The 25273-nt window shown below is 40.7% G+C and carries 11 protein-coding genes and 6 pseudogenes; 1 reads left to right on the top strand and 16 read right to left on the bottom strand.

What is annotated here, in order from left to right; translation table 11 throughout:
* Positions 1 to 15: 15 nt before the first annotated feature.
* From MKY16_RS11920 to MKY16_RS11910, 3 genes are all read right to left on the bottom strand, one after another.
* Complete coding sequence (locus MKY16_RS11920; RefSeq protein ID WP_340955433.1) at positions 16 to 819, bottom strand: Cof-type HAD-IIB family hydrolase; 804 nt, start codon at positions 817 to 819, stop codon at positions 16 to 18.
* Positions 820 to 845: 26 nt separating this feature from the next.
* Positions 846 to 1586, bottom strand: coding sequence for a DeoR/GlpR family DNA-binding transcription regulator (locus MKY16_RS11915; protein WP_340957565.1), 741 nt, complete (start codon positions 1584 to 1586; stop codon positions 846 to 848).
* A 672-nt stretch (positions 1587 to 2258) separates the two neighbouring features.
* Positions 2259 to 3041 (bottom strand): MBL fold metallo-hydrolase, encoded by a 783-nt coding sequence (locus MKY16_RS11910; RefSeq protein WP_340955431.1) that lies wholly within the window; start codon positions 3039 to 3041, stop codon positions 2259 to 2261.
* 423 nt (positions 3042 to 3464) lie between these two features.
* On the opposite strand from MKY16_RS11910, the gene MKY16_RS11905 reads away from it, so the two are divergent.
* Positions 3465 to 4016, top strand: a complete 552-nt coding sequence (locus MKY16_RS11905; RefSeq protein ID WP_058830782.1) for a GNAT family acetyltransferase — start codon at positions 3465 to 3467, stop codon at positions 4014 to 4016.
* 157 nt (positions 4017 to 4173) lie between these two features.
* Here MKY16_RS11905 and MKY16_RS11900 read toward each other — a convergent pair whose 3' ends face one another.
* From MKY16_RS11900 to MKY16_RS11840, 13 genes and pseudogenes are all read right to left on the bottom strand, one after another.
* A complete protein-coding gene (locus tag MKY16_RS11900) occupies positions 4174 to 4566 on the bottom strand; it encodes a tautomerase family protein (RefSeq protein WP_340955429.1) in 393 nt (130 codons plus the stop codon).
* A gap of 269 nt (positions 4567 to 4835) precedes the next feature.
* Positions 4836 to 5625: pseudogene (gene murI / locus MKY16_RS11895) on the bottom strand (glutamate racemase).
* Positions 5626 to 5842: 217 nt separating this feature from the next.
* The gene (locus tag MKY16_RS11890; protein ID WP_029515245.1) at positions 5843 to 6112 is read right to left on the bottom strand and encodes a YbfB/YjiJ family MFS transporter; all 270 of its coding nucleotides are present in this window, start codon (positions 6110 to 6112) and stop codon (positions 5843 to 5845) included.
* A gap of 155 nt (positions 6113 to 6267) precedes the next feature.
* Positions 6268 to 6756, bottom strand: coding sequence for an alpha/beta fold hydrolase (locus MKY16_RS11885; RefSeq protein WP_445744864.1), 489 nt, complete (start codon positions 6754 to 6756; stop codon positions 6268 to 6270).
* 317 nt (positions 6757 to 7073) lie between these two features.
* A pseudogene (locus MKY16_RS11880) lies at positions 7074 to 9237 on the bottom strand (DNA topoisomerase 3).
* 378 nt (positions 9238 to 9615) lie between these two features.
* A pseudogene (locus tag MKY16_RS26120) lies at positions 9616 to 9843 on the bottom strand (transposase domain-containing protein); the annotation flags it as partial.
* Positions 9753 to 9959: a hypothetical protein gene (locus MKY16_RS11870; protein WP_080771912.1), complete on the bottom strand. Its 207-nt coding sequence runs from the start codon at positions 9957 to 9959 to the stop codon at positions 9753 to 9755. The pseudogene MKY16_RS26120 and the gene MKY16_RS11870, both read right to left, overlap by 91 nt.
* A gap of 222 nt (positions 9960 to 10181) precedes the next feature.
* Positions 10182 to 11650, bottom strand: a pseudogene (locus MKY16_RS11865) (IS5 family transposase).
* A gap of 288 nt (positions 11651 to 11938) precedes the next feature.
* Positions 11939 to 12325 (bottom strand): annotated as a pseudogene (locus tag MKY16_RS11860) (SDR family NAD(P)-dependent oxidoreductase); the annotation flags it as partial.
* Positions 12326 to 12455: 130 nt separating this feature from the next.
* Positions 12456 to 13190, bottom strand: a pseudogene (locus MKY16_RS11855) (IS5 family transposase); the annotation flags it as partial.
* Positions 13191 to 13333: 143 nt separating this feature from the next.
* Positions 13334 to 14086, bottom strand: a complete 753-nt coding sequence (locus MKY16_RS11850) for a carbohydrate-binding protein (protein WP_069011899.1) — start codon at positions 14084 to 14086, stop codon at positions 13334 to 13336.
* 305 nt (positions 14087 to 14391) lie between these two features.
* A complete protein-coding gene (locus tag MKY16_RS11845; RefSeq protein WP_025721395.1) occupies positions 14392 to 15114 on the bottom strand; it encodes a thioesterase II family protein in 723 nt (240 codons plus the stop codon).
* Positions 15115 to 15137: 23 nt separating this feature from the next.
* Complete coding sequence (locus MKY16_RS11840) at positions 15138 to 25247, bottom strand: non-ribosomal peptide synthetase (protein ID WP_340955422.1); 10110 nt, start codon at positions 25245 to 25247, stop codon at positions 15138 to 15140.
* Between the last annotated feature and the right edge of the window lie 26 nt (positions 25248 to 25273).

Below are 25273 nucleotides of genomic sequence, written 5' to 3'. Positions count from 1 at the left end.
TGTCACTGGATCATTTCAAACGGACAAAATGTATTTCTCCAAGCCTATTTTCAAACCGTCTTCATCATTACTCGATGTGACCCAGTCGGCAATTTTCTTAACTTCCTCTGACGCATTCCCCATTGCAATTCCTAGGCCTGCGTACAAAATCATATCCATGTCATTATAGTTGTCTCCAATGGCCATCGATTCACGATAAGTAATATTAAATATCCCCTCGAGTTCCTGAATGGCATACGATTTGGACACCATCTCATCCATAATTTCCAGATAGGTTCCCTTGGATTTATAGACACTGATACCAGTAACTTCATTTTTGATTTGTTGTACAAGCCGCTCAACGTCTTCGGGAGGTCCCATGCATAAAATTTTGTGAGTTTCATGATCTTCTTCTATATATGAGGAAAGCACCCTCTGTATGGGAGAGCCATTAATAATTCCCGCTTCCTGAATTACCCAAGGATTTTGAGTGTTATCAACGATCCACTGGTCATAGCCATATAAGTTAAAACTAATAGAAGGATAATGATCCGATACAATATCGTATATTTGTTTAATGCTCTTTTTCGATAAACAGATGCTATGGAGGATTTCCCTATTACAGCCCAATATTAGACCACCGCTATAACAAATGACGGGAGCGTTAATATTGAGCTCTTGCTGAAGAGGAAAAATGCTGCTTGGCATTCTCGCTGAAACGAGTACAAAAGGGATATTTCCTCCCACAACCTTTTGGATTGTATTTTTGGTGTCGAATGTAATTTGATGTTTTGAATTTAACAACGTCCCGTCAATATCGCTAAAGATTGCTTGTATCATGGCCCATGCTCCCTTGCGATTTTTTATCACTTTTCTTCCTCAAGCACCTTGATAACTTCTACTCCGCTATCCTGCAACATCAGTAATGAATGCTTCGGGGCATCCTGATTTGTAATTAGAATATCAATTTCGGAAAAATTCAGACCTTTAAACGGGCTTGTTAAATTAAATTTTTTGAAATCGGCAAGTAAAAATACTTCTCTGGCACGCCTCGATACCAGCTTTTTAACTAAAGCATCATCACGGTTCGCAAAATACACTCCGTCTTCCATAATGGCGGCAGCTCCTAAAAAAGCTTTGTCAAAAAAAACATCGTTCAACTGCATAGCCGTGTCGTAGTCATAAAAAAAACGGTTTTCATGATTAAATTTGCCCCCGAGCAAATTTATGTTAATTTCACTTTTTGCTGATAAAGCTTCTGCATTATCCAACGAGTGTGTGTAAACCGTCAGATTCTTGTCCAATTGCCCACAGAGCAGTTGAATGGTAGTCGATACATCCATGAAGCATACATCTCCGTCAGCGATATGCTCAGAAGCTGCTTTTGCAATAAGCATCTTTTGCTTTGTTGCTGAGGTTACACGTTCCTTGTAGGCTCTTATTTCTTCTTTTAATAAGGGTAAGGCAATACCTCCATGGGTTCTTATAACCCCCCCTTCATGAACAAGCTTAATAATATCCCTTCTTGCCGTATCTCTCGAGATGTTCAATAAATCGCAAATTTCCGAATTTGATAATTGGTTACGGCTTTGGAGATACTCCATAATTTTTAAAAGTCGTTCCTCTTGGTAAATATAACCCCTCCCCCTTTCCCTATATTCATCATAAGCGATTAGACGCTTTTTGTTAAGTGTTTTTAAGTGTTTTTTTCAAAAATTAAGCAAACCGCTTATATTGAGTATTTCACATGATAAGTCCCCGATCCGCATGCACATCGCATTAAGAGTCCAGGGACTTTATTCATTTTGCCTATTTATTGATAAATTCAATCTTTTGACATCTGCAGTGTCGGTTTTTACTTTTCGTAGTTGCGTGTTTCTCGCACGTTTAGTTTGAAGTGGATTGATTATAAAATGCTTGCACTCCTCGCGTATTAAAATAGGAAACTAATCCACATCTAATCCTACAACCGGCTCCATAACACACTCCCTAATATTAAAGTTGAAGCCACTCCCACGATGGTTCCCCCATAGCTTCGCTTGTGATACGAGATCCCTGTCTCAACCAGCTCAAACATGGTCATTGAGGGCAGTGAGAGAACTGTTTTCACGACGGGCCCGCCCCAATAAAGTCAACGTTCTCTCGGCTACCGCCATCATATGGTGCCTAAGAAAAAAGGCCAACCAGAAATCTCTGATTGACCTAATAACACGAAATAAAGTCCTAGACTGTCGCTAATTTTTATTGAGCTAACGTTTCCCGTTAGTTTGACAAGATTATTAGAACTGAACACTAAATCCGTTAAATTTATGAATCCCAGTTCCAAATTTGACGAGATCATGTTCCCTCAGAAATTTAACTGCAATTTTTACTTCAACTAAAATTATTGGATTAAGTCCTGATGTATTGTGAGAACCGTATACCATTTTGACGTTGGGTATTCTTGCAATCTTTTCTAATGAATTCACTAAATCAACAGGGTTCGTTGAAGGATAAAAGGCATATATTGGCGCTTCATCATAGAGCAGATCGCCAGTAAATAAATACCCTTTTGTTTCATCGAAAACTGAAATATGGCCAGGAAAATGTCCTGGAGTGTGATATATAATTAATCTTCTGTCCCCTAGATCGAATATATCACCATCCTTTAACAAACCTGTCGGCTTTCCTTTAAAGGGTTGGTATGTATCCGGATTAAACCTTTCTGGAGTAGGCAAGGTTATATCTCTTCTAATATTCTTCCTGATTTGCTCTATTGTTAAGCCTTGAATCTCGTTAATTAGCCAGTCTTCATCTTCTTTATGGACAAAGATCCGTTCAAATTCGCCATGGTTACCTATGTGGTCAGTGTGGACATGTGTCGTAATAACTTTTAGAGGTAAAGATGTCAACTGCTCTATTATTCTTTTGATACTATCAATCCCAAGCCCTGTATCAATTAATACCCCTTTTTGATTTCCCAATAATAAAAATGAATGTACTTTCTCCCAACGTCCGTATTCACTAATTGCGTATGTATTATCATCAATCCGTTGCACTGTAAACCAAAGATCTCTAATCATAGAAGCCTCCAAATTAGATTCTTTACGTCTTCTAAATTATACACTTAGCATTGAAATTTTGCCCGTTAGCTTAATGAAGCATCGTCAGTCTAATACTTTATTTTTCAGTCTAAATCTTTATTTTCTTTTACCCGCCGCGATCTAATAACTAACTCCATTTGCTTATTCGTCAGGGGCTACACTAATCTGCAGTGGGTCGATCTGAAAATCCTCTCCCTCCTGGGAAAATTGTTAAAAAACTTTTCCAATGTTCCCTTGTAAGACAGGTAGGATAATAGAAATTCCAGTCGCTCTCCCCCTGTTAACGCTCTCCTGATCATAGTGTAGCCTTCCTCTCGCAAAAACCTACAACTTAAAATGGTTGCAATATGTCGAATGCTGAAGTAAAGTTTTTTTAAGCTCATTTCATATAGGAGGATAACAATGATTTATAGAAACGCTACTGTTGATGATATATCTGCTATAGTGGAATTACAAAAAAAATATCACATTACAACCATTAGTGAAAAAGACAAACCCGATGGCTTCGTAACAACCTTATTTACAGAAGAACAATTTAAGGAATTAATTGAAAAAGAAAATGGAATTACAATTGCGTGTCATGGCCAGAAGATTATTGCTTATGTGATGGCTGCCTCATGGAAGTATTGGGCTAAGTGGCCTCTTTTTCAATTTATGATTGGCGATTTGAAAGATACAGAATATAAGGGGATTACGCTTTCTACTGAAAACACTTATCAGTATGGGCCAATTTGCATTGATATGGATTACAGGGGGACGGTAGTACTCCGAAAGGTTTTTGATTTTTCCAGAATGCAAATGAGTAAAAAATATCCGATATTGATAACTTTTATAAACCACATCAATCACAGATCATACGCTGCCCATACCAAAAAGCTTGGTCTTGACGTGATTAAAAGCTTTGATTTCAACAATAATACTTACTATGAATTGGGTTGTTTCACATCAGAGTGATTGCATGTAATTGTAATTTTGGACCATCCATAAGCCTATTTTACCATCTCAATACCAAACCTCATGGAAATCGCCCTTCAACTAGCCTACCAGGCCAGTTGAAGGGCGATTAGAATTAGAGATATTACCGATTAAGATCGAAACGACTAGCATTGAATCAGCTTAACTTACCGGTCAAAAATTGTGCCTCCCCCAGTCCAAAACTCCAATCATCATCATTATTTTCAACAATAGATACCATTAAATCGGTTGGTACGATGCCGCATTCAGCTTCTAACCTTTCAGCCAGCAAGGAATAGAGCTTTTGTTTCTTCTCTTTTGGCCGGGCTTTGCTTATTATGGAGAGAATAACTAGACTATCGGTACGGTTAAATCCTAGCCCAGTATCCTCAATAATCATATGGTCCGCCGGGTGTTCGTGAATGATTTGGTAACGATCTCGCTCAGGAACGTCAAAAGCTTCCACAACAACTTGGTGGGCAACATCCAAAAGTTTTTTCAGGCTTGCTTTATCTCGTCCTTTAATAAAATCAAAACGAAGTAATGGCATTTTAACTTCCTTTCTTTAATAAAAATTATTTTTCCCTATTTATTATCAACCATTCTAATAAAAGAAAATTTTCGGACTAAGGGTACACGCTCCTCCAACAGTACCAGTAGCTGCTCTTCAAATGATTCTGAAAACTTCATATGAGATGGATTTTGAGCAGTTCTAAGTTTGATGCGGTATTTATTCAGATAATCTGTGATCCGGTAAACTGCTTCTTCCGAATCTTCTGATTGCTCAGAGAAGTTTACTCCGAAAGGCTGGCAGACTTTTTAATTATATTCGTTAATAGCCTCCAATCTTTTGAACAGTTTATTAAACTCTTTTAATTTAGCCTTATCCTCGACTTTGACCCCTGAACAATAGAATGAAATATTGCCATTGCCTTCATCTAAAGAATTCATTTCTTCCAGTACTTTTTTTAGATTTTTTGCAGTACCATTATTTCCATCAATTATATTAACATCCGATGAAAATAATTTTCTAAATATATCTTTATAGTAAGAAAAGTGAGTACATCCTAAAACAATAGTTTCATACTTACTTAAATCATATATAGATAATTGTTCTTGAAGATAAGGCAGCACTATTTGCTCGTTAAACTCAAAACTTTCTGCAAACTGAACTAATTTCGGAAGAGGTAATAAATCAACAACATGTTCGTTATCTAATTTAGTAATAAGATTTTGAAGTCTTTCTTCCCTTAGAGTCAAAGCAGTAGCAGTTACTAAAACTCGTTTATCTATATTTTTTTTTTGTTTTAACAGCTGGTTTTACGGCAGGCTCCATACCAATGAATGGAATACTGTATTTTGCCCTTATTTCTTCGATTGCTGCGCTTGTGGCAGTATTACAAGCAATCACTATCGCTTTTACTTTTTGCTGGCTAATAAATTCTATAGCATCTAAAACATACTTTTTAACTTCATCTTTCGTTTTGTGCCCATATGGAACATTTATTGTATCTGCGTAATACATATAATCTTCATTAGGTAAAACTTTTAATGTATCATGCAATACAGTAATGCCTCCAATACCAGAATCAAAAAAACCTATTTGCATTTCTATTCCTCCAATAAAGGAATCAATTTATATATCTAACGGTTAATTCAAAATTAATTCACCAATTCCATTTGTATCTGGTTCCAATGTAAATTACCCAGGATCTAACTAAGCTCTTGATTAGGATGAATACGAGCATGGTTTAAATTTCCTATCGCTCCTTTTTGACTTGAAATGACTGCACCGGATAGCAATATTATAGCAGCAACAACAAGCACTAAAGTGGCAAGAAGTAGTGATAGGCTCTTCGGGATCCCCAGGTTATGAAACCTGCACCAAAGGCAGCGATAAGGTAACCCAAGTTATTACTCCCTGCCAAATATCCGGATTCCGTAGCGGATAGATGAGCTTGTGATTGCATCAATGGAAGTATGGAAGTATATGAAAAACGTCCGATTCCCATTGCAATAATGAGCATAACTAAACCACCGATCATGGTCTTTGTGGAATTAAACAATTTCGCATTTTTAGCTCCTGAATTCTCCATGAGACTGACCTGTCACCCTTCTAAATTCAATTTACCTCTCAATACATCAATTAATATGAACATAAATCCTAGTTAACATTAAAAAAATCAATTCCTATAACAAGAAATGACGGTAGAAACCATCCGGGATTTACCAACTTTTGAATCTTCAAATTCTATTGTTTTCCTAAAAAATCCAACATTAGTTCTCCAATTTCATATGCATGTGTTTCCAATGCAAAGTGCCCAGTATCTAATAAATGAATCTCGGCTTTAGGTAAATCTTTCTTAAAAGCCTCAGCACCAGCCGGAATAAAGGAAACATCATTTTCACCCCAGACTGCTAGCAAGGGCGGCTGATATTCACGGAGATACTGTTGAAACTCCGGGTACATTTTTACATTATTTTGGTAATCAAAAATTAAATCCAATTGTTTCTCATCATTTCCCGGCCGGGACATATAAGCAATATCTAGAGTATAGCCATCTGGGGAAACTTGACTTTCCTTTGTTCCATCAACATATTGGCCCTTGATTGTGTTAGGCGCAAATGCTGTCCTATAACTTTCCCTTTTTTCTTTAATGGAAAGTTCGCATATGCATGTTGTGAAAAAACCTTTTATATGTCCTACTCCGTTTAATCCAACGACATCTAATAACTTCATAACTTCACTCCTCGCATAGGGATTTTTTCGTCTTTTAGAGAGCTGGATTAAACCAGTTAAAGGATACATAGAATCAAATGCATATTTATACATTTTGAGTTGTAGTACTTGAGTCATAATGACGCACGCTTTTCAATAAAAAAAGAGCAACTTAAAAGAAATCATACGGGACTCGATTGAATCCTGTAATGAAATCTTACAAGTGCTCTTTTGCCGCCTGGCTAGAGCTCGATGCAACTCTTGTCACATCTCGCATAATGATTCATAGTCATACGTTTAATTTAATTATTTTACCTAGTCTTGTCAAGATAATATCCTTACTTCGGTTTAAATTCAAAACCGACCCTACCTTCTTCCTTTTTCCAGACAAGTGCGGCCTCGAAAGTTTTGTCACCTTTTTTGAATCCCTTAATAAGGTTTGTCCTCCCTTTCCCCAAAAACCTCTTGATCTGCGTTTCTGTTATGGTTTTACCCAATACTTTTTTAGAAAATGAAAAATCGCATCGCGGCCTTGCCGAGCAACTATAAGCCGCCCCTTTATCTATAACATCCTCTTTGCATTTCGGACACGGACCAAGACCTAAACCTCCAGAAACCTTATCCGCTTTTTCAGTCTGCTCTTTACTCTCCATACTTTTTGCTGTAAAAGTCCAAGTCATCGAGTTTCGAATTGCATCATCGACAATTTTTTGCGACAATCTTTTAGCCTGCTCCATAAACGATTGCGGGGACGCATTGCCTTGCCCGACATCATGAAGTCGTTGTTCCCACTTGGCTGTCATTTCTGCGGATGCTAATATGTTGTCGCCTAAAGCATCGATCAATACAATCCCCTTGCTTGTAGCATAAACCATGTTTTTCTTTACCTCAATATACTTGCGGTCTTTAAGAACTGAGATGATACCGGCACGCGTGTCCTCCGTGCCCAATCCTTCTGTTTTTTCAAGAATTTTCTCTAACTCTGTGTCTTCAAGATGCTTTCCAGCCGTCTTCATTAAAGTAATCAATTGCCCTTCGGTGTATCGCTTTGGAGCCTGAGTTTTTCCTTCTTTTACAAGTAATTCTTCAACTGTTCCTGAGTCGCCTTGCTCCAATGGAGGTAATACATCTGGTTCGGATTCTTCCTGAGAATCAGAATCATACAGAACTTTTCGCCAACCTTCCTGCACAATAAGTCTTCCTTTGGTGAGAAATGTTTCTTGATCACCTACGACTGTAATTAAGCGCGAATAATCAATAATAGCCTTATCATAATGCGCAGCTATCAGCCTCTTGACAATCAGCTCGTATAAATTACGCTCTTCTGGTTTCAATCGTCCGATTTGGGGGATCACTTCTGTTGGAATGATCGCATAGTGATCACTTACTTTTGCCGCATTGACAAATCTCTTATTATTGGCAATAGATTGTATGGGCAAAGGAAAGAAATCCTTGAATGATTCTTGACGACTTAACTTTGAAAGAATCTCAGGAAATTGCCTGGCTTCTTCAGGTGTTACATAAGCCGAATCCGATCTCGGATAGGAAATGTATCCTTCCAGATAAAGCTGCTGCAGCGCATTTAAACAATTTTGAGGCGAATATTTATAAATTTGATTGGCAACTGCTTGCAATGAAGATAAGTTAAAGAGCTGTGGCGGTTGAAATTCTTTTCGCTCTCTCTCAATTTCATTGACTGATGCCAGCTTATTTTCACAGTTTCTTTTGACGGACTCCGCTTCATCCCGACTTGCAAACCGTGTTTGCTCCTCCCGAAACCATGTGCCTTCATAGACAGTATCATTTATTAGGAATTTGGCTTTTAATTCCCAGAACGGTTCCGGTTTGAAATTCTGAATTTCTTTCTCGCGTGCTACGATTAGCGCCAATGTCGGACTTTGTACACGCCCAGTTGAGAATACTTCTCTAATTCCTCTACGCTGGAACAGAAGTGAATATACCCGTGAACCATTCATTCCTACGAGCCAATCAGCGCAAGAACGGCTAACGGCTTCATAATATAAGGACCGGGTATCCTCTTCACCTTTCAAATTCATAAAACCTTGTTCGACGGCTTTGGGTGTTAACGATGATATCCATAGCCGTTTCATAGGTTTGTTCACTCCAACAAGCTGAACCGCTATGCGGACTATGTACTCTCCTTCCCTCCCGGCATCCCCGGCATGGACGATTTCTTTGATATCTGGACGCATTAAAAGGGATTTAATCACTTGAAATTGCTTGGCTTTAGAAGGAGAAACGCGATGTCTAAATTATTCGGGTAATATCGGCAAAGTGTCTAGACTCCACTTCTTAAGACTAGGATCGTATTCCTCTGGAGGCACCAATTCGCAAACATGACCAACAGCCCAAGTCACTAGGGCTCCTTTTGGAAATGTATCGTTCGGTGAGATTTCAATATACCCTTGTTGTTTTTTTATGTTTAAAAGGTGAAGCCAACTTCGCCCCTTGATCCGGTTTTTCCGCAATAATAAGTTTCAATATGTCACGGACCTTTCTGAGAGAACTATAAATTGATTATATCAGCAAATCGGTTCAATTTCATGACTTAGAATTATATACAGCAAAATGATAATAAGTGGTATGAAATAGTTGCTGGGCTTCACTCCCTCTTTTTTTATATCCATTCTTAGGTAAATTCAATTTTCTTTTCAGACATCACATTGAATCTTGATAATTAGGGCTTTCTTAGCGGATCATGTTTTACGATGTTACGAGCAAATGAACGGCGAGCCTTGACAAAAACCATTGCAAAAGAGGCAAAAAGAGACCCCGAAGTCTCTTTTCAGGTTCATCACCAGCAGTTGTGTAAGCGCAAAATAGCCCCCACCTTGTTCCCAAGATGAGGGCCTGTTAGTCTTAGTTTGATTGAAATAGGCGGCACGTCAGTGGGAGCGAAGGCGACCATGGCAACAATTCGTCTAGCTCAACCGGATCTTTCGGATTCGCAAGCTGCGGAAGCTGTTCGAGCAGGTCCGTCAAATACTTGAAAGGATTTAGCCCGTTTTTCTTCGCTGTTTCAATGACACTGTAGATCGTTGCACTGGCTTTTGCTCCGTGTGGCGCATTGGAAAAAAACCATTTTTTTCAATGATAACGAGCGAATACCAGCCGCTTCCGTCCGGTGAAGAATAGACGGTCGAGTACGCAAACCACATCGCCCCGGCATCGTGTCCGCTGTCGATATGCAATTTCACCTTCAATTTGTCATTAGTCCTATTGGCGATCCGCCAACATTTTAACTTTATCTTGACTAGCTTAAACCATGCTATTAATAGTAAACAAAGTAACGAATTTCACCGATAATGTTACTTTGTTTACGGGATATCTTAACTCTGTAAACAACGTATTCAGCGTAGTGGTGCCTTTACAATGAGAGGCATCGGATAACCTTGCTAGGTAGGGCTTGCTGAACGGGTCACATTTTACAGTGGAACGAGCAAGCGGACCGCGAGTCTCAACCACAGCCATTGCAAAATAGACAAAAAGAGAACCCGAAGTCTCTTTTCGAGGTTCATCACCAGCAGTTGCAGCCCGATCACGGTCTCGCTCGTCGTCTGAAGGTGTGCTCGAATACGGCCAAACCCATAACTGCGCTTGCCTTCGCCGAACTTGCCTTCCACCGCATTGCGTGCGGCTGCATCCGTCTTGGCGATTTTCTTTTTCTCCTGCTGATCGGCTGACGGACGACCCAACTGCGGTCCGCTTAAGCGAATTCCCTCTTTGCAGAAGCGCAAGTTGTCGCGGGTTCGATAGATCTGGTCGGCCAGCACCGCTTTGGGATAATAACCAAATCTGGCGCGGTAACGCTCTACGGCGTCCTGCAATGTCTGCCCTTCGTTGTAGCTATCCCACGACAGATGCTCGCGGAAAGCGTAGCCGTTCACCACGCTAATCGCCAGCTTCTCTCCGAACTCGACGTTTGCCCTGGCTTTGCCGCGCACGATCGGTCTGACATGTGGCTGTGCGATACTGACAATCCGATCCGATATGCTGTGTGTCCGCTTGTCATACATCGTTTGCTGCTGACGATAAAGCTCTTGAATGGCCAGCAGTTCCTTGTACAAACGCCGCGGCAGGCCGCTCGTCATATCGGCGAGTTCGGCGATCATGCGCAGATCACGGGAAACGAACCTGAGCTGCTTGCCGATCGCTTTTCGCATCGCGCGCGGCTTCACGCGCCGCTGCTTGGCAACCGCCAGATAGGCTTTGCGGGCACGCTCTCGGTATGTTCTGGGCTTGCGGGTCTTTCCACGTTCCGGTTCGTGCAGGATGTCGATGATCTTCTCCAGCTTTTCTCTGGCCTGATTCAGTAACGACAAATCCGTCGGGTAGGCGATATCCGCCGGCGCGCAGGTAGCGTCCGGCAGCAGTTCGCCCTCGTTCGTCAGTTCCATCTGCTGTAGCTGCGTTTCTGAAGGCTTACCGGACGCTGCGTCAGTTCCGCTGCCAGGTTCATCGTCGTCCGATGAATCATCCGACACTTGCGCGCTTCTTCCAGAGCGATCCATTCATTCACTTCATCCAGAATTTCGCCACCCAATCGCTTGCGGAAATGCGTCATGAGAGAATGATGAAACGGACGGCGGTACCGATATTCCGGCAGACCGAGGAAGTACTGCAGATACGGGTTCTCCAGAATCTGACGAAGTGTCTCCCGATCATCGGTGCCAAGCCGCTCCTGGATGATGAGTGCGCCGAGCGCGATACGGATCGAAACGGCTTTTTGGCCCTTGAGGCTTTTCTTGAAGTTTTTCGCATACTTCTCTTCGAGCATCCACCACGGAATCATCTGGGCCAGCAGCACCCAGCGGTTATCTTCTGCGAGCTTTCCGCCGAACGGCAGAAAAAAGTCGACGGGCAGGTTCATCTGGTTCTCGGTTCGCTGATACAATCCTGACGCCTCCAAGTGCACGGTTTTTCACGGGGCTGCCCCGTTTTCCTTCGACATAAGAGGCCCTAAACCCTTGTGCCTGTTGGAGTTTTGATTCGTTCAGCAAGCCCTAGGTAAACCGTGTCCTATGGGCATCGGCGCACGTGTTTAGACTCCGATGCCGCGAGGCTCATTGTCAAGGCGAATACGTTGTTTACATGTCTTCGATGTACACGCCCTTGATAATCAAGGATTTTCTAAAAGCGAGTTGAGATAATTAACGAAAATATACGCTAAGTATTAAACGGATTAATGACCCTTTGGCGGCTCAAACATCATATTGTTTAACTGGTTCACAAAAATACCTTCGTTCGGGCCCGGGTTGTTTCGAAATACTTTCACTTCTTCCACTAGAACCTCGTCCGCATCCGTACCAAGTACCTTCATCGTTTCATCAATGAATGATGCTAGTAGCATAGAGCTCGGATCGTTATTGAAATACGTTTGAACCCCTGGCGGCGCAATTTCCAGGATTTTCACCGATGTGTCTTTAAGCATGTACCGTTGGGATAGCGTATAGGAATGGAGCGCTGCTTTCGTCGCACTATAAACAGCAGCACCCGCCAGTGGCACGAATCCAAGTGACGAAGTCGTGTTGATAATAACCGCTTCTTCTTTGGACTTCAAATGCTCGAGTATCTACATAACTTTTCACAAATAGTATATTGTACATATTTTTTAGAGAGAATGCCTGTTTTAGAACCTTCTCTTTGTTCTTATTCAAAAATTTAATTGTACAATTCTCTAGGGCCTGTACGCAAACCTATTTGAGCCATAAACGAATTGAAAGCAGCGTCAAAAAAGCCATGAACATGTTCGCTGTTTTTTCATAGCGAGTGGCCAAGCGTCGATAGTTTTTTACTTTGTTGAAAAAGCATTCAATTAAGTGTCGCTCTTTATACGTTTCAGAATCTAACGGGCGCTTTACCCGCCGATTGCGTTTGCTTGGGATAACCGGAGTGATCGCTCGGCTTTGCAAAAGCTCCAGAATGGCATTGGTATCGTAGGCGCGATCAGCCAACACTTCGCCCGGGCAGAAGTCCAGTTCATGAAGAAGGCGATAGCCGGTGACAGAATCGTGGTCTTGTCCTGGCGTCAATTCGAAACGCAGCGGATAGCCGAGCGCATCCACCATCGCATGAATTTTGGTAGTTAATCCTCCGCGCGAACGTCCGATTGCTTGCCGGTCCTGCCCCCTTTGCGCCCGCTCCATGTTGATGGACGCGGACGATGGTGGCATCGACCATGACCTGCTCCCAATCCGGCTCGATGGCGACATGCTTCAGTATTTCACCCCAAATATTCGCTTTTTGTAGCCGCCAGAAAAAGCTGTAGGCTGAAAACCAAGGGCCATAGTAACTCGGTAAATCCCGCCATGGCGCGCCCGTTCGAGCAACCCAAAGCACGGCATTGAGCATCTGGCGCCGATCCTTGGGCGGACGTCCTCCCTGTTTTTTTCGGGCTGGGGGCAACAGGGGGTCAACTATATTCCATTCTTCATCCGTTAACTCGTATCTTCGTCTCATGTGCCTTATTTTACTAGATTTCTACGAGTTGTACAGTTTGCGTACAGGCCCTAAAAAAATCGGGCTGAAAAAACGCATTTTTCAGCCCGATTTTGCTTATCTTTTTTTAAAATCCACCTTAGTTCTTACCGCCATAGCCCTTATAAGTAGAGTAAACTGCATCTGCATATTGATTGGCCAGAATAGGACGGCCATAAGAATCTGTAGCTCCCGGATACCAGTAATCTCCTCCGTTATAGTGTAATAAGCCGTTATATATATTGCCGAATTTAATAATCTTTTCATTTAAAATCAGGGCGCCCAAGTATACCTGATCTTGTTCACTGCCGTGATTATAAGCAGGGACAAATTTTGAACTGAATTGAGATAAATAAGCATTACGTGTGTTTGGTTCTACCTGCATCAATCCGTCGCCGGCTGATGGACTGCCTGGTAAGCCTGCTCCAAAGCTGCTTTCCTTTTTGATCACAGCACTCAGCAATAAAGCAAAATCTCCGCCTTTACCGAATTTATCGCCCGCATTCATTGTGTATGTCCATATGTGGCTTGGAACTTCGGAAGGCTTTGTTACTGAAGGACCTGTTGGTGGCGTTGTTGGCGGTGTTGTAGGTGGCGTAGTTCCGCTGCCGCCTTTCTCCCATAAAGCAGGAACAATAGGTGGTTCCCAACCTACGAGGGAAGTATGTGCCTGACGACAGGTATAAGTACTTCCACTATATGTTACTGTCTCATTTACTGCATAGGCAGTATTTGGTGCCCATGCTCCCCTAGCGGCTGCGCTCACCGGCAAGACTGCGCAAAAGGTGGATAAGAATACTGCTAAAACTACCAAAAGTGATGTGGCTTTAAAAGAAAACTTTTTGCTAGTCATTTTCAAACCTCCTTGTATTTTTCTTCTGATATTTTCCTGTGTTGCTCATTTTCAACATTTATCAGCACTATTTCCCCCCCTTTGTTTTCACAAATACTTCAAGTTCATTCCATAATTAAAGCGCTTAAACAAATGATTACAATTCTGGTAATAAAGAAACATGGAAATAATTCCAATAGGACGTAGGTTCTACTTTCTTGAAATTTTTGATTAGACTGGAAAGAGGCTAAGTCTACAGGTCATTAAAGTCAACCTAAAAACTTAGCCTCTTGATTTCATATTAAATTTTAAATAAACTTCAGTCTTCACATACCATTGTCTGCAAAGTCGATGAGACTACTATTTATTATTGCTGCTACATCCTTTTTGTAATCGTGTATAAAAAAATGGTCCCCGTCAAACATATGAATTTTACAACTTTTGGACGTATAATCATGCCATTTTGCAACGTCAAAAATAGTGGCTCCCTTTTCTCTTTTTCCCCACAATACACTTATATCGCAGTCAAGCTTAGCGTTTTTTTCAATGTGCCTGTATGTGTCAGTAATTCTAAAATCCGCTCTGAGTATCGGTAAAAACAACTCCATTAATTCATTGCTTTTCAGAACCTCTTTGGGCGTGCCTCCCAGCTTAAATACCTCATCCACAAACTCCTTATCCGGCAAATCATAGAGTACCTTCTTCTTACTTACAAAACCCGGAGGATATCTGCCGGAAATAAACATATGGACAGGATATGGATGTCCGAGCTCCTTTATTCTATAGGCAAGTTCATATACAAGTACACTGCCCATACTGTGGCCAAACAACGCATAAGGTTGTTCTTCAAGGTTGCTTATGATAATACGGTGTATATCTTCAAGCGCTTCCTCAACACTTCCGTAAAACGGTTCACCAATCCTGCTGCCTCTTCCCGCAAGCTCAATCGGGAAAAGCTCAATCCTATCATGCAAGTATTGTTCCCAATATTTATATACTGCTGCAGAACCTCCTGCATACGGCAGACAAAACAATTTAATCTTATCCATTATATCTACCCCTTATATCTGAACTATTGGTTGATCTCTTCCAATATTTCTTTAATAATAGCCGCATTTTTATCTATATATCCTGTACTTAACATATCAAAATGACTGCCAAATCCGTTATATACTTTGAACTCTCCCGTTGTTGCCTCTCTCCATCCTTCACATAAATCAGCTTCACCTTCATTGTCTTGCTGCTGTGATATAATAAGATGGATATTGGAGTTTATCTGTCCCGAGTTTATAACACTTCTAGTGTATTTATGATAATTTCTCATTCTTTCAATGGCCTTTTCAATAACTGCTTGGTTATCTCCAAACATGCCTTTTATAAGTTTCTCATTTTCTTCTATAAATTCTTTATCCTGTTGCTCAGCAAGTTTCTTAGCATCTTCGCTTTCTTCCTCAATAAGGACAAATGATTTAGCCGAATCCAGAAAGATTATATCGGATACATGATGTCCAGTTTCAATTAATACTTTAGCAACTTCAAATGCCAGATTACCTCCTGCCGAGTAACCAAATAGAATATATGGGCCCTCGGGTTTGACAGAAGTAATTGCCTTCACATACTCCTCCATCCTGCTCTCATTTTCTATAAAGTCAAAGGAATATATGGAATAAGCATTCATTTGTTTTGATAAACTACCATAAGCTATTCCATTTCCTCCTCCTGGAGGGAATGCAAACATAAGACTCTCCATTGCTGAATTAAAATGAATTGCCGGACTTGGTGTAATATAATCATTGGCGTACGTATTGTGTATAAAACGGGCAATTTCCTTTATGGTTGGGGCCATATAAAAGTCTTTTAGTGGTACCTCAACATTTAACTGTTCATAAATTCTGCTTATAAGGGATATTGCCTTCAGTGAGTATCCTCCCAGTTCAAAGAAGTTATCATTCACACCAATTTTTTGTACTCCAAGGGCATCATGCCACAGCAGTGCAAGCTTCTCCTCAACTTCACCGCAAGGCTCTACATACTCTACTGATGTAGCTAAAGTACCGTCATTTTGGGGTAAATTATTCCGATCTATTTTGCCATTGGCTGTCAAAGGCAGCTTTTCCAGCTGAACAAAGTATTGTGGTATCATGTAATCGGGAAGTTCTTTTAAGAGAAGCGCCCTTAAATCTGATATTGTAGATTCACTTTCCCCTGCTATATAAGCACACAAATACTTGTTGCCCTCCTGGTCTGTCTTTGCAATTACCGCAGCTTCTTTTATTGAAGGATGCTTTAATAGCTGCACTTCTATTTCCCCAAGCTCTATCCTAAAGCCCCTAATCTTTACCTGATGGTCTACTCTGCCTATAAATTCGATGTTTCCGTCAGGAAGCCACCTTCCAAGATCACCGGTACGATACATTCTTTCTCCAGAGCTGAAAGGATTAGCTACAAATTTTTCCGTAGTCAATTCAAGTTTGTTCAAATAGCCTTTTGCCAGCCCATCTCCAGATATATATATTTCACCAGTTGTATTAACCGGTAAGATATTCATGTCTTCATTAAGTATATATATCTTATAATTCTGCAATGGCATACCTATAGGTATACTTGTTAGATTTCTCACCTTCTCACGGCTTAAATGGTAATAAGTTGAATCTACGCAGCATTCTGTTGGACCATAAACGTTTGTTATAGTAGGGTTATTATCTTTAAACCGATCATAGAAACCTTGTATACCTTTACATGAAAGTTCTTCCCCTCCGATAATAAACTGCATAACTGAAAGACTTTCGCCAGGCCTGGCAGTATCTGTTAAAAGCTTTATATGTGCTGGTGTTCCGTCTGAAACAGCAATTGAATTCCTGTTATAGTACTTTAGAAGGCCCTCACCATCTAGCCTTGTATCCTCAGGAACTATAAACAGCGTATGGCCAAGGAGAGAAGCCGCAAATATTTGTTTTACAGATGCGTCAAAAAAGTAAGGGGACACAAGGGCAACATTTAAATAATTATCATAATTTTCATAGACAAGCTTTCTTAGTCCATAAACCAAGTTAACTACACTTTGATGCTCTATCATTGAACCCTTCGGAACTCCAGTAGATCCCGATGTATAAATGATATAAGCTAAGTCCTCTGGTTTATTTATTTTATCAAGGTTTTCAGCACTTCCAATGTATATTTCAGGGGAATCAAGCAGTAATATATTACCGTAAAACTCTGCTTTATCCGCTAAATGTGATTGCGTCAACAGCATAGTTGCATTACTATCTTCCAGTAATTTTTTTATTCTTAATTCAGGAAGTTTGGTTGAAATTGGTAAATAGACACCTCCTGCTTTTAAAATTCCCAGTATTCCAACCTGCATATCTACGGATCTTTCTACCATTATTCCAACTATGCTGTTTTGCTTTACACCATTACTTCTTAGTGCTCTGGCAAGCTGATTTGCCTTTTCATTGAGCTGCCTGTAGGTTAATTGCTTGTCCTCAAACACTACAGCTACATTATCAGGTGTCCTTTCCACTTGGTCTTGGAACAGCTCATGTAGAGTCTTATCCCTAGGGTATTCTGCCTTTGTATCATTAAAACTATTTAGTATTTGCTGTTTTTCATCCTGAGATAGTATATTTATTTCGGACAGCATCTTTTCGGGGTAAGCTGTGATCTCTTCCAGTACATTGATGAAATGGACCCCAAGTTTTTCTATTGTCTCTTTCTTAAACAGACGAGTAGCATACTTTAACCCAAATACAATATTATTCTGGGTCTCTTGGGCGTTTAGGGTCAAATCAAATTTGGACGCCCTGAACTCATTATCATAGGGCATGAACCTTAGCCCATTCATCTTAAATTCTGATGCCTCTTTATTTTGCAAGACAAACATAGTATCAAACAGCGGATTTCTGCTCAAATCCCGCTTAATGCTAAGCTTCTCCACAAGTTCCTCAAATGGGTAATCCTGGTTTTCATAAGCCCTTAGAGCGTTTTCTTTTACTACCATCAAAAACTCGCTGAAATTCTTTTTACCTTGAGGGTAATTCCTCATAGCTAGGGTATTGACAAACATGCCTATGATGTCCTGCAAATCTGTATGTGGCCTTCCTGCTATAGGGCTTCCAATTACGACATCTTCCTGTCCGGTGTATTTGAAAAGAAGCACATTGTATGAAGCTAGAAGCACCATATACAGTGTTGCTCCATGATCCACGGCAAGCTTGTTCAGTTTATGTGCAAGTTCCCGGCCTGTTTCAAAACTGACCATATCGCCTTCAAAACTCTGTATAGCCGGCCTTGGGTAGTCTACCGGCATATCAAGTACTGGTATTTCTCCCCTAAATGCCTGGAGCCAGTATTCTTCTTGTTTACTGATTGTGCCGTCAGCAAACAATTTATTCTGCCATACGGAATAGTCCTTGTACTGAATCTGAAGTGCTGGAAGATTCATTCCTTCATACAAGCTTATGAATTCTCTTACCAGTATTTCATCCGACACCCCGTCAGATATGATATGGTGTTTATCAAGCATCATGACATGCCTGTCTTCTCTAATTTTTACGAGTCCTGCTCTTAGTAAAGGAGCCTTGCCAAGGTCAAATGGCCTTATGAATTCATTTGCTGCTTCTGAGGCTTTTTCTTCGCCGGTTTCCATGTACATGATACTAAATTCCACCTCATCATGGACCTTCTGCACCGGTTCACCATCTACCATATGGAAGGAGGTCCGGAAAGCCTCATGCCTTTTTACCAGCTGATCTAAGGCTTTCTCAAAACGTTCTATATCAATACTGCCTTCTAACAACATAAACTCTGGCATATTGTATGCCACCCTTGCTCCTTCAAGCTGATTTAATATATACAGCCTTCTTTGGGAAGACGACATAGGATAGTATTCCATTTCTCCAGTGGGCTGGATAGATTGATAAATACTCTCTTGGGCTTCCTGGATGTACTTGGCAATTTCTGCAATTGTCGGCAGCTTGAATATCTCCTTAAGAGATATATTTACATTGAACTCTTTGTGAATTTTGGCTGCAAAGTTTATTGCTTTTAATGAGTGCCCCCCAAGCACAAAGAAATTATCATTTCTCCCTATTTTCTCAACCCCCAGGATATCCTGCCACAATTGTACAAGCTTCTCTTCCACTTCACCTGAAGGTGCTTCATACTCTACTCCAGTATTTAAATGAGCAGCAGGGTGGGGCAAGTTCTTCCGGTCTATCTTACCATTGGCTGTCAAAGGCATTTCATCCAGCTGCATGAAGTATGCCGGGATCATATACTCGGGCAATTCTTTTGAAAGGCATTCCCTTAGTTCAGTTATTGTCAGTTCATTTTCCCCAACGAAATATGCACACAGATCCTTGTTCTTCTGTTGGTCTTCCTTTACAATAACCACAGCTTCTTTTATTGAAGCATGTCTTAATAGCTGAGCCTCTATTTCTCCAAGTTCTATTCTAAATCCCCTTATCTTTACCTGGTGGTCCATCCTGCCTAAAAATTCTATATTCCCGTCAGGCAGCCATCTTGCCAAGTCCCCAGTACGATACATTCTTTCTCCCTTTATAAACGGGTTAGATACAAATCTTTCTGCAGTAAGCCCCGTCTTGTTTAAATAGCCTTTGGCAAGACCATCCCCAGATATATATAATTCCCCAGCGATACCTATAGGATTTACTTCTAATTTCTTACCAAGTATGAATGCTCTGGTGTTTGGCAAAGGACGGCCTATGGGGATATTATCCAATCTACTAAGCCCCGCCGCAGTAATCAAATATTCCGTAGAATCCACACAGCATTCGGTAGGACCATAAACATTTGTGATGCAAGGTTGCACATCCTCAAATCTGCTTAGGAAGTCTTTTACTGCATCAAATGGAAGAACATCTCCGCCTATAATAAAATGTCTCACTTTTAGGTTATTATCTATAGGAGGAGAATTTAACATCATATTTACGTGTATGGGCGTTCCATCCGAAATATCAATCCTATTTTCACTATAGAAGTCCAGCAGCTTTTTACCGTCTTTCCTTGCTTCCTCCGGTACAATGTACAATGCATGCCCCATTAGCAGTGCTGCGAAAATCTGCTGCACCGAAGCATCAAAAACATAAGGGGCAATGAGGCAAACATTCAACGGTGATTCATATTTGCTATATATTCTCTGGAACAGACCCTCTACCAGGTTTAATACACTCTTATTATCAATGCAAACACCTTTAGGGTTTCCCGTTGAGCCAGAGGTATAGATGATGTACGCTGTATCACCAGGCTTATTTATACATTTTATATTCACATCGTTTATAAAATTATAATCATAATCAGATAAATCAATAATCTCACCATCGAAATCATCACGATCCATAAGATGATTTTGGGTGAGTAAAATTTTGGCCTTGCTGTCCTCCATCATATACCTTTTTCTTTCCAATGGATAATTAGGATCTACAGGAAGGTACGCCCCCCCAGCCTTGATTACTGACATTATACCTATAACCATTTCAGGCGAGCGGTCCACCATTATGCCTACAATATCATCAGGCTTTACTCCCTTTTCTCTTAATGCCCTGGCCAATTGGTTTGCCTTTTGATTCAGTTCTCGGTAGGTTAATTGTTTACCTTCAAAAACCACTGCAATATGATCAGGAGTCTTTTTCACTTGCTCCTCAAACATTTGGTGTATGGTTTTATCCAGGGGATATTCGAGAGCAGTATCGTTAAAGCTGTATAATACTTGCTGTTTTTCTTCCTGTGATAACATTTCGATTTCATAAAGCCTTTTTTCGGGGTATGCTGCAATTTCTTCCAGCAAATTGATGTAATGAGCCCCAAGTCTTTCAACTGTTTCTTTCTTAAACAGTCTTGTACAGTATTCGAGTTCAAAGGCTATACCATCCTCAGTCTCAAATGCATTTAAGGTGATGTCAAATTTTGATATTCTGCCTTCTATCCCTTTGTTGTACGGCTTGAAGCTTAGATCAGACGTTATGAGCTCTGCTTTTCCAACATTGTATATGGCAAACATGGTATCAAAGAGGGGATTCCTGCTCATATCCCTCCTTATGTCCAGCTTATCCACTAATTCTTCAAACTGATAGTCCTGATTGTCGTATGCTTTCAAAGCATTTTCTTTAACTTCTTTCAAGAATTCAATAAAAGTCTTTTCTCCTTGCGGGTGATTTCTCATGGCCAGAGTGTTTACAAACATACCTATGATGTCTTGAAGGTCAGCATGAGGCCTTCCAGCTATAGGACTTCCCACAATAATATCTTCCTGTCCAGTGTATCTAGATAACAGCACATTGTATGCAGCAAGAAGCGTCATATATAATGTAGCTCCATTGTCTGATCCAAGCTTGTTAAGTCTAACCGCAAGCTCGCTATCAGCTTCAAAGCTGATGTAGTCTCCTTCAAAGCTTTGTACTGCGGGTCTTGGGTAGTCGGTGGATAAATCCAGCACAGGGATCTCTCCCTGAAAGGTCTGGAGCCAGAATTCCTCCTGCTTACTTATGGCAGCTCCTGCAAACAATTCCCTCTGCCAAACTGAGTAGTCCTTGTACTGTATACGCAGTGGAGGAAGTATTTTCCCTTCATATAAGCTTATAAACTCTCTTACCAGTATGTCGTTGGACACTCCATCCGATATGATATGATGCATGTCAAACACCATAATATGTCTGGCTTCTCCAATCTTTACAAGTCCAACTCTTAATAGTGGAGCCTTTCCAAGGTCAAAGGGCCTTATGAATTTCTCCACTATTTCGGGAACCTTCTCTTCACTGGTTTCCAGGTACATGATACTTAGGTCCGCCTTGTCATGGACTTTCTGAGACAGCTCTTCCTCGATCATATGGAAGGAGGTTCGAAAGCTCTCATGCCTTTCTATCAGACTATGAAAAGCCTGCTCAAAACGTGCTTTATCAACAGTACCTTCCAGCAATATTATGCCAGGTATATTGTAGGCGATTCCAGCTCCTTCAAGCTGGTTTAATATATATAGTCTTTTCTGGGCGGATGACATGGGATAATATTCCATATCCCCAGCACGTTGAATGGACTGATATAGGCTCTCCTTTGAGTCTTCAATGTAGCTGGCAATTTCTAAGATGGTTGGTGTCTTGAATATTTCCTTAAGAGGTATGTCTACATTGAACTCTTTGTGAATTCTTGCTACAAGGCTTGTTGCCTTTAACGAGTGTCCTCCGAGCATAAAGAAGTTATCATTTCTTCCTACCTTCTCTATTCCAAGGATGTCCTGCCACAGCAGCGCAAGCCTTTCCTCCACTTCACCTGAAGGCGCTGCATACTCTGTTCCTGTATTTATTCTTCCATCAGGCAGCGGCAGCGCCTTTCTGTCCAATTTTCCATTTATGGTTAACGGTACTTTTGCTATCCTCATAAAATAGGATGGAATCATATAATCGGGCAGCTCTTTAGATATAAGCTCCCTTATTTCGGTCACTGTCACTTCTCGGTCAGACACTATATAAGCGCAAAGATACCTGCCTACACTTGAATCCTCCCGGTCAATGACCACCGCCTCATTTATATCAGCATGCTTCAAAAGGGCTGCTTCTATTTCCTCAAGCTCGATTCTATACCCTCTTATTTTAACCTGGTGGTCTTTTCTGCCGGCAAATGCAATATTCCCGTCAGGAAGCCACTTTGCAAGATCTCCTGTTTTATACATCAGTTCTCCAGGCATAAATGGGTTCGGTACAAACTTTTCCCTGGTAAGTTCCGGTTTTTTCAAGTATCCTCTCGCCAATCCTGCCCCGGAAACACAGAGTTCACCCTCAACACCTATGGGCTTAAGATTATTGTTTTCATCAACTATAAACACCCGGGTATTGGTAATAGGTTTACCAATAGGTACCGACTTATCGGCCGTCTCACAATCATCTGCTTTCCATACCGTTGCACATACGGTTGTCTCAGTAGGTCCATAAGCATTTATATATGAAATCCTGTTGCTCCATTTCTTTAAAAGTTCGGGAGTGGAAGCCGAACCTGCTGCAATTACCTTCTTTAAGGAAGTTACTTTTTCCGGGTCCAGATTTGCCAGATACGGAGGTGGTAAAGTAGCAATAGTTATCTCATTTTCATTTAGGTATTCTTCAAATCTTCGATAGTCATTGATAATATCGCTTGAAGATATATATAGTGTTGCTCCTGCCAATAGTCCCATAAATATTTCCCAAACTGCAGCGTCGAATGAAATTGATGCAAATTGAATAATCCTATCGCTTTCACTTACATTTAAGCGGGTCTTGAAAAACGCCTCCAGATTTGCTACCCCTTTATGTTCTACCATAACCCCTTTAGGTTTTCCTGTAGACCCAGATGTATAAATGATATATGCCAAATTTTGCGGTGAACATACCACTTCCAGGTTCATAGGGTTTCCGGCATAAAGGCTTTCATCTTCTATGTCTATATACTTCCCGTAAAACTCCACTTTCTCCAGGAATTGCTTTTGGGAAATCAGCACCCCTATCTCGCTGTCCTCGAGTAAATATTCGATTCTTGCCTTAGGGTAGTCAGGATCTATAGGCATATATGCCCCTCCGGCTTTAAGTATGCCAAATATACCTATGACCATCTCCAGTGAGCGTTCTACCATAATACCCACTATGCTGTCTGGTTTAACTCCCTTATCCCTCAACACTCTTGCAAGCTGATTTGACTTCTCATTGAGTTCCCTATAGGTTAGCTGCTTACCCTCAAACACCACTGCCGCATTGTCAGGTGTCTTCACCGCTTGTTCCTCAAATAGTTGGTGAATGGTCTTTTCCCTGTGGTATTCCTCCGTTGTATTATTGAAGCAGTGTACTATTTCTTTCTTTTCCACTTCGGTGAGTATATCAATATTCCTAATATGCATATCGGGACTATCGGTTACAATTTCTATTACCGACTGAAAATGTCCCTTGATTTTTTCTATGAAATTACCATCATATACCAGTGAGTTGTAACTGAAATTAATAGATAATTCCTTACCGCCATCAACGAGTATCCCAAAATCATAATTCGTCTGCTCGAATATTTCCATTCCAACTACATTTAAAATGCCATTACTGGATGAAGCATTAACCGCTTCATCCATAGGGTAATTTTCAAAAGCCATAACATGATGTATCAAGGCATCTTTCAAGCATGTTTTTGACTGCACATCCGCCAGAGGATAGAAACTGTACCGGTCAGATTCAAGCACCGATTGCTGCATCTCTTTGATCAGTTCGGTAAAAGTTTTATCCTCATCACAACTCACCCTTACTGCAACGGTATTTATAAATAAACCCACCATGCTCTCAATTCCCTGTATTTCATGAGGCCTTCCCGATACCACCTCACCAAACACCACATCATCGGTATTGTTATACCGCTGTAATAATATCCCCCATATGGTCTTTATAATGGTACTCATGGTTGTATTGTTTTTGGCTGCAAACTTCTCAAGATCGCTAGTTATTTGTTCAGATATTTTAAACTCCGTTTCTTCAATCCTGAAATCATCACTTGCAGACCTGCCGTTTTGGGGAAGGACTGTCTGATGCTCGTAACCTTTAAGATAGGTTTCCCAGTAATCTGCGGCCTCGTTCTGATTTCTGCCTTCCAACCATTTGATATAGCGGCTGTAAGGATATACCTTTCCTGACTCCGGCTCCCGGCTATTCATCAGGGCTTCATAGTTTTCCATAAATTCTCTAAATATATTTGCGAGACTCCACCCATCAATAATGATGTGATGAAAGCTCCATACCATGTTATAAGATTGGTAGCCTGTTTTAATTACACTTAATCTTGTTAAAATATCCCTTGATAAGTCAAAGCCCTTTTTTCTGTCTTTAACCCTGTATTCTTCTATATACCTATCCCTTAGTTCTTCGGCAAGGGAGGTAATATCCTCATAGCTGACAGACAGCTTTCTTTCCTTCATGACTACTTGTAAGGGCTTGGCTACATTTTCATACAAAAAAATTGTTCTCAAAGCGTCATACTTTTCAATAATGATATTAACGCTCTTTTCAACACAATCAATGTCCAGGATGCCTTTTATAGAAAGTGATATCTGCTCAAAGTAGGCGTCTGAATTTTTATCCATCATATAGTGGTACAATATCCCTTGCTGCATAGGAGTGAGCCGGTACATATCTTTTATGTTTTGTTTCTTCAAATCACTCATAAGTACTCCTCCTTAAATACAAACTC

This window comes from Paenibacillus sp. FSL L8-0641, from assembly GCF_038006265.1.
Taxonomy (GTDB): Bacteria; Bacillota; Bacilli; order Paenibacillales; family Paenibacillaceae; genus Paenibacillus; species Paenibacillus polymyxa_D.
The sequence above is the reverse complement of the archived record's forward strand: the minus strand, read 5'-3'. Positions and strand labels throughout refer to the sequence as shown.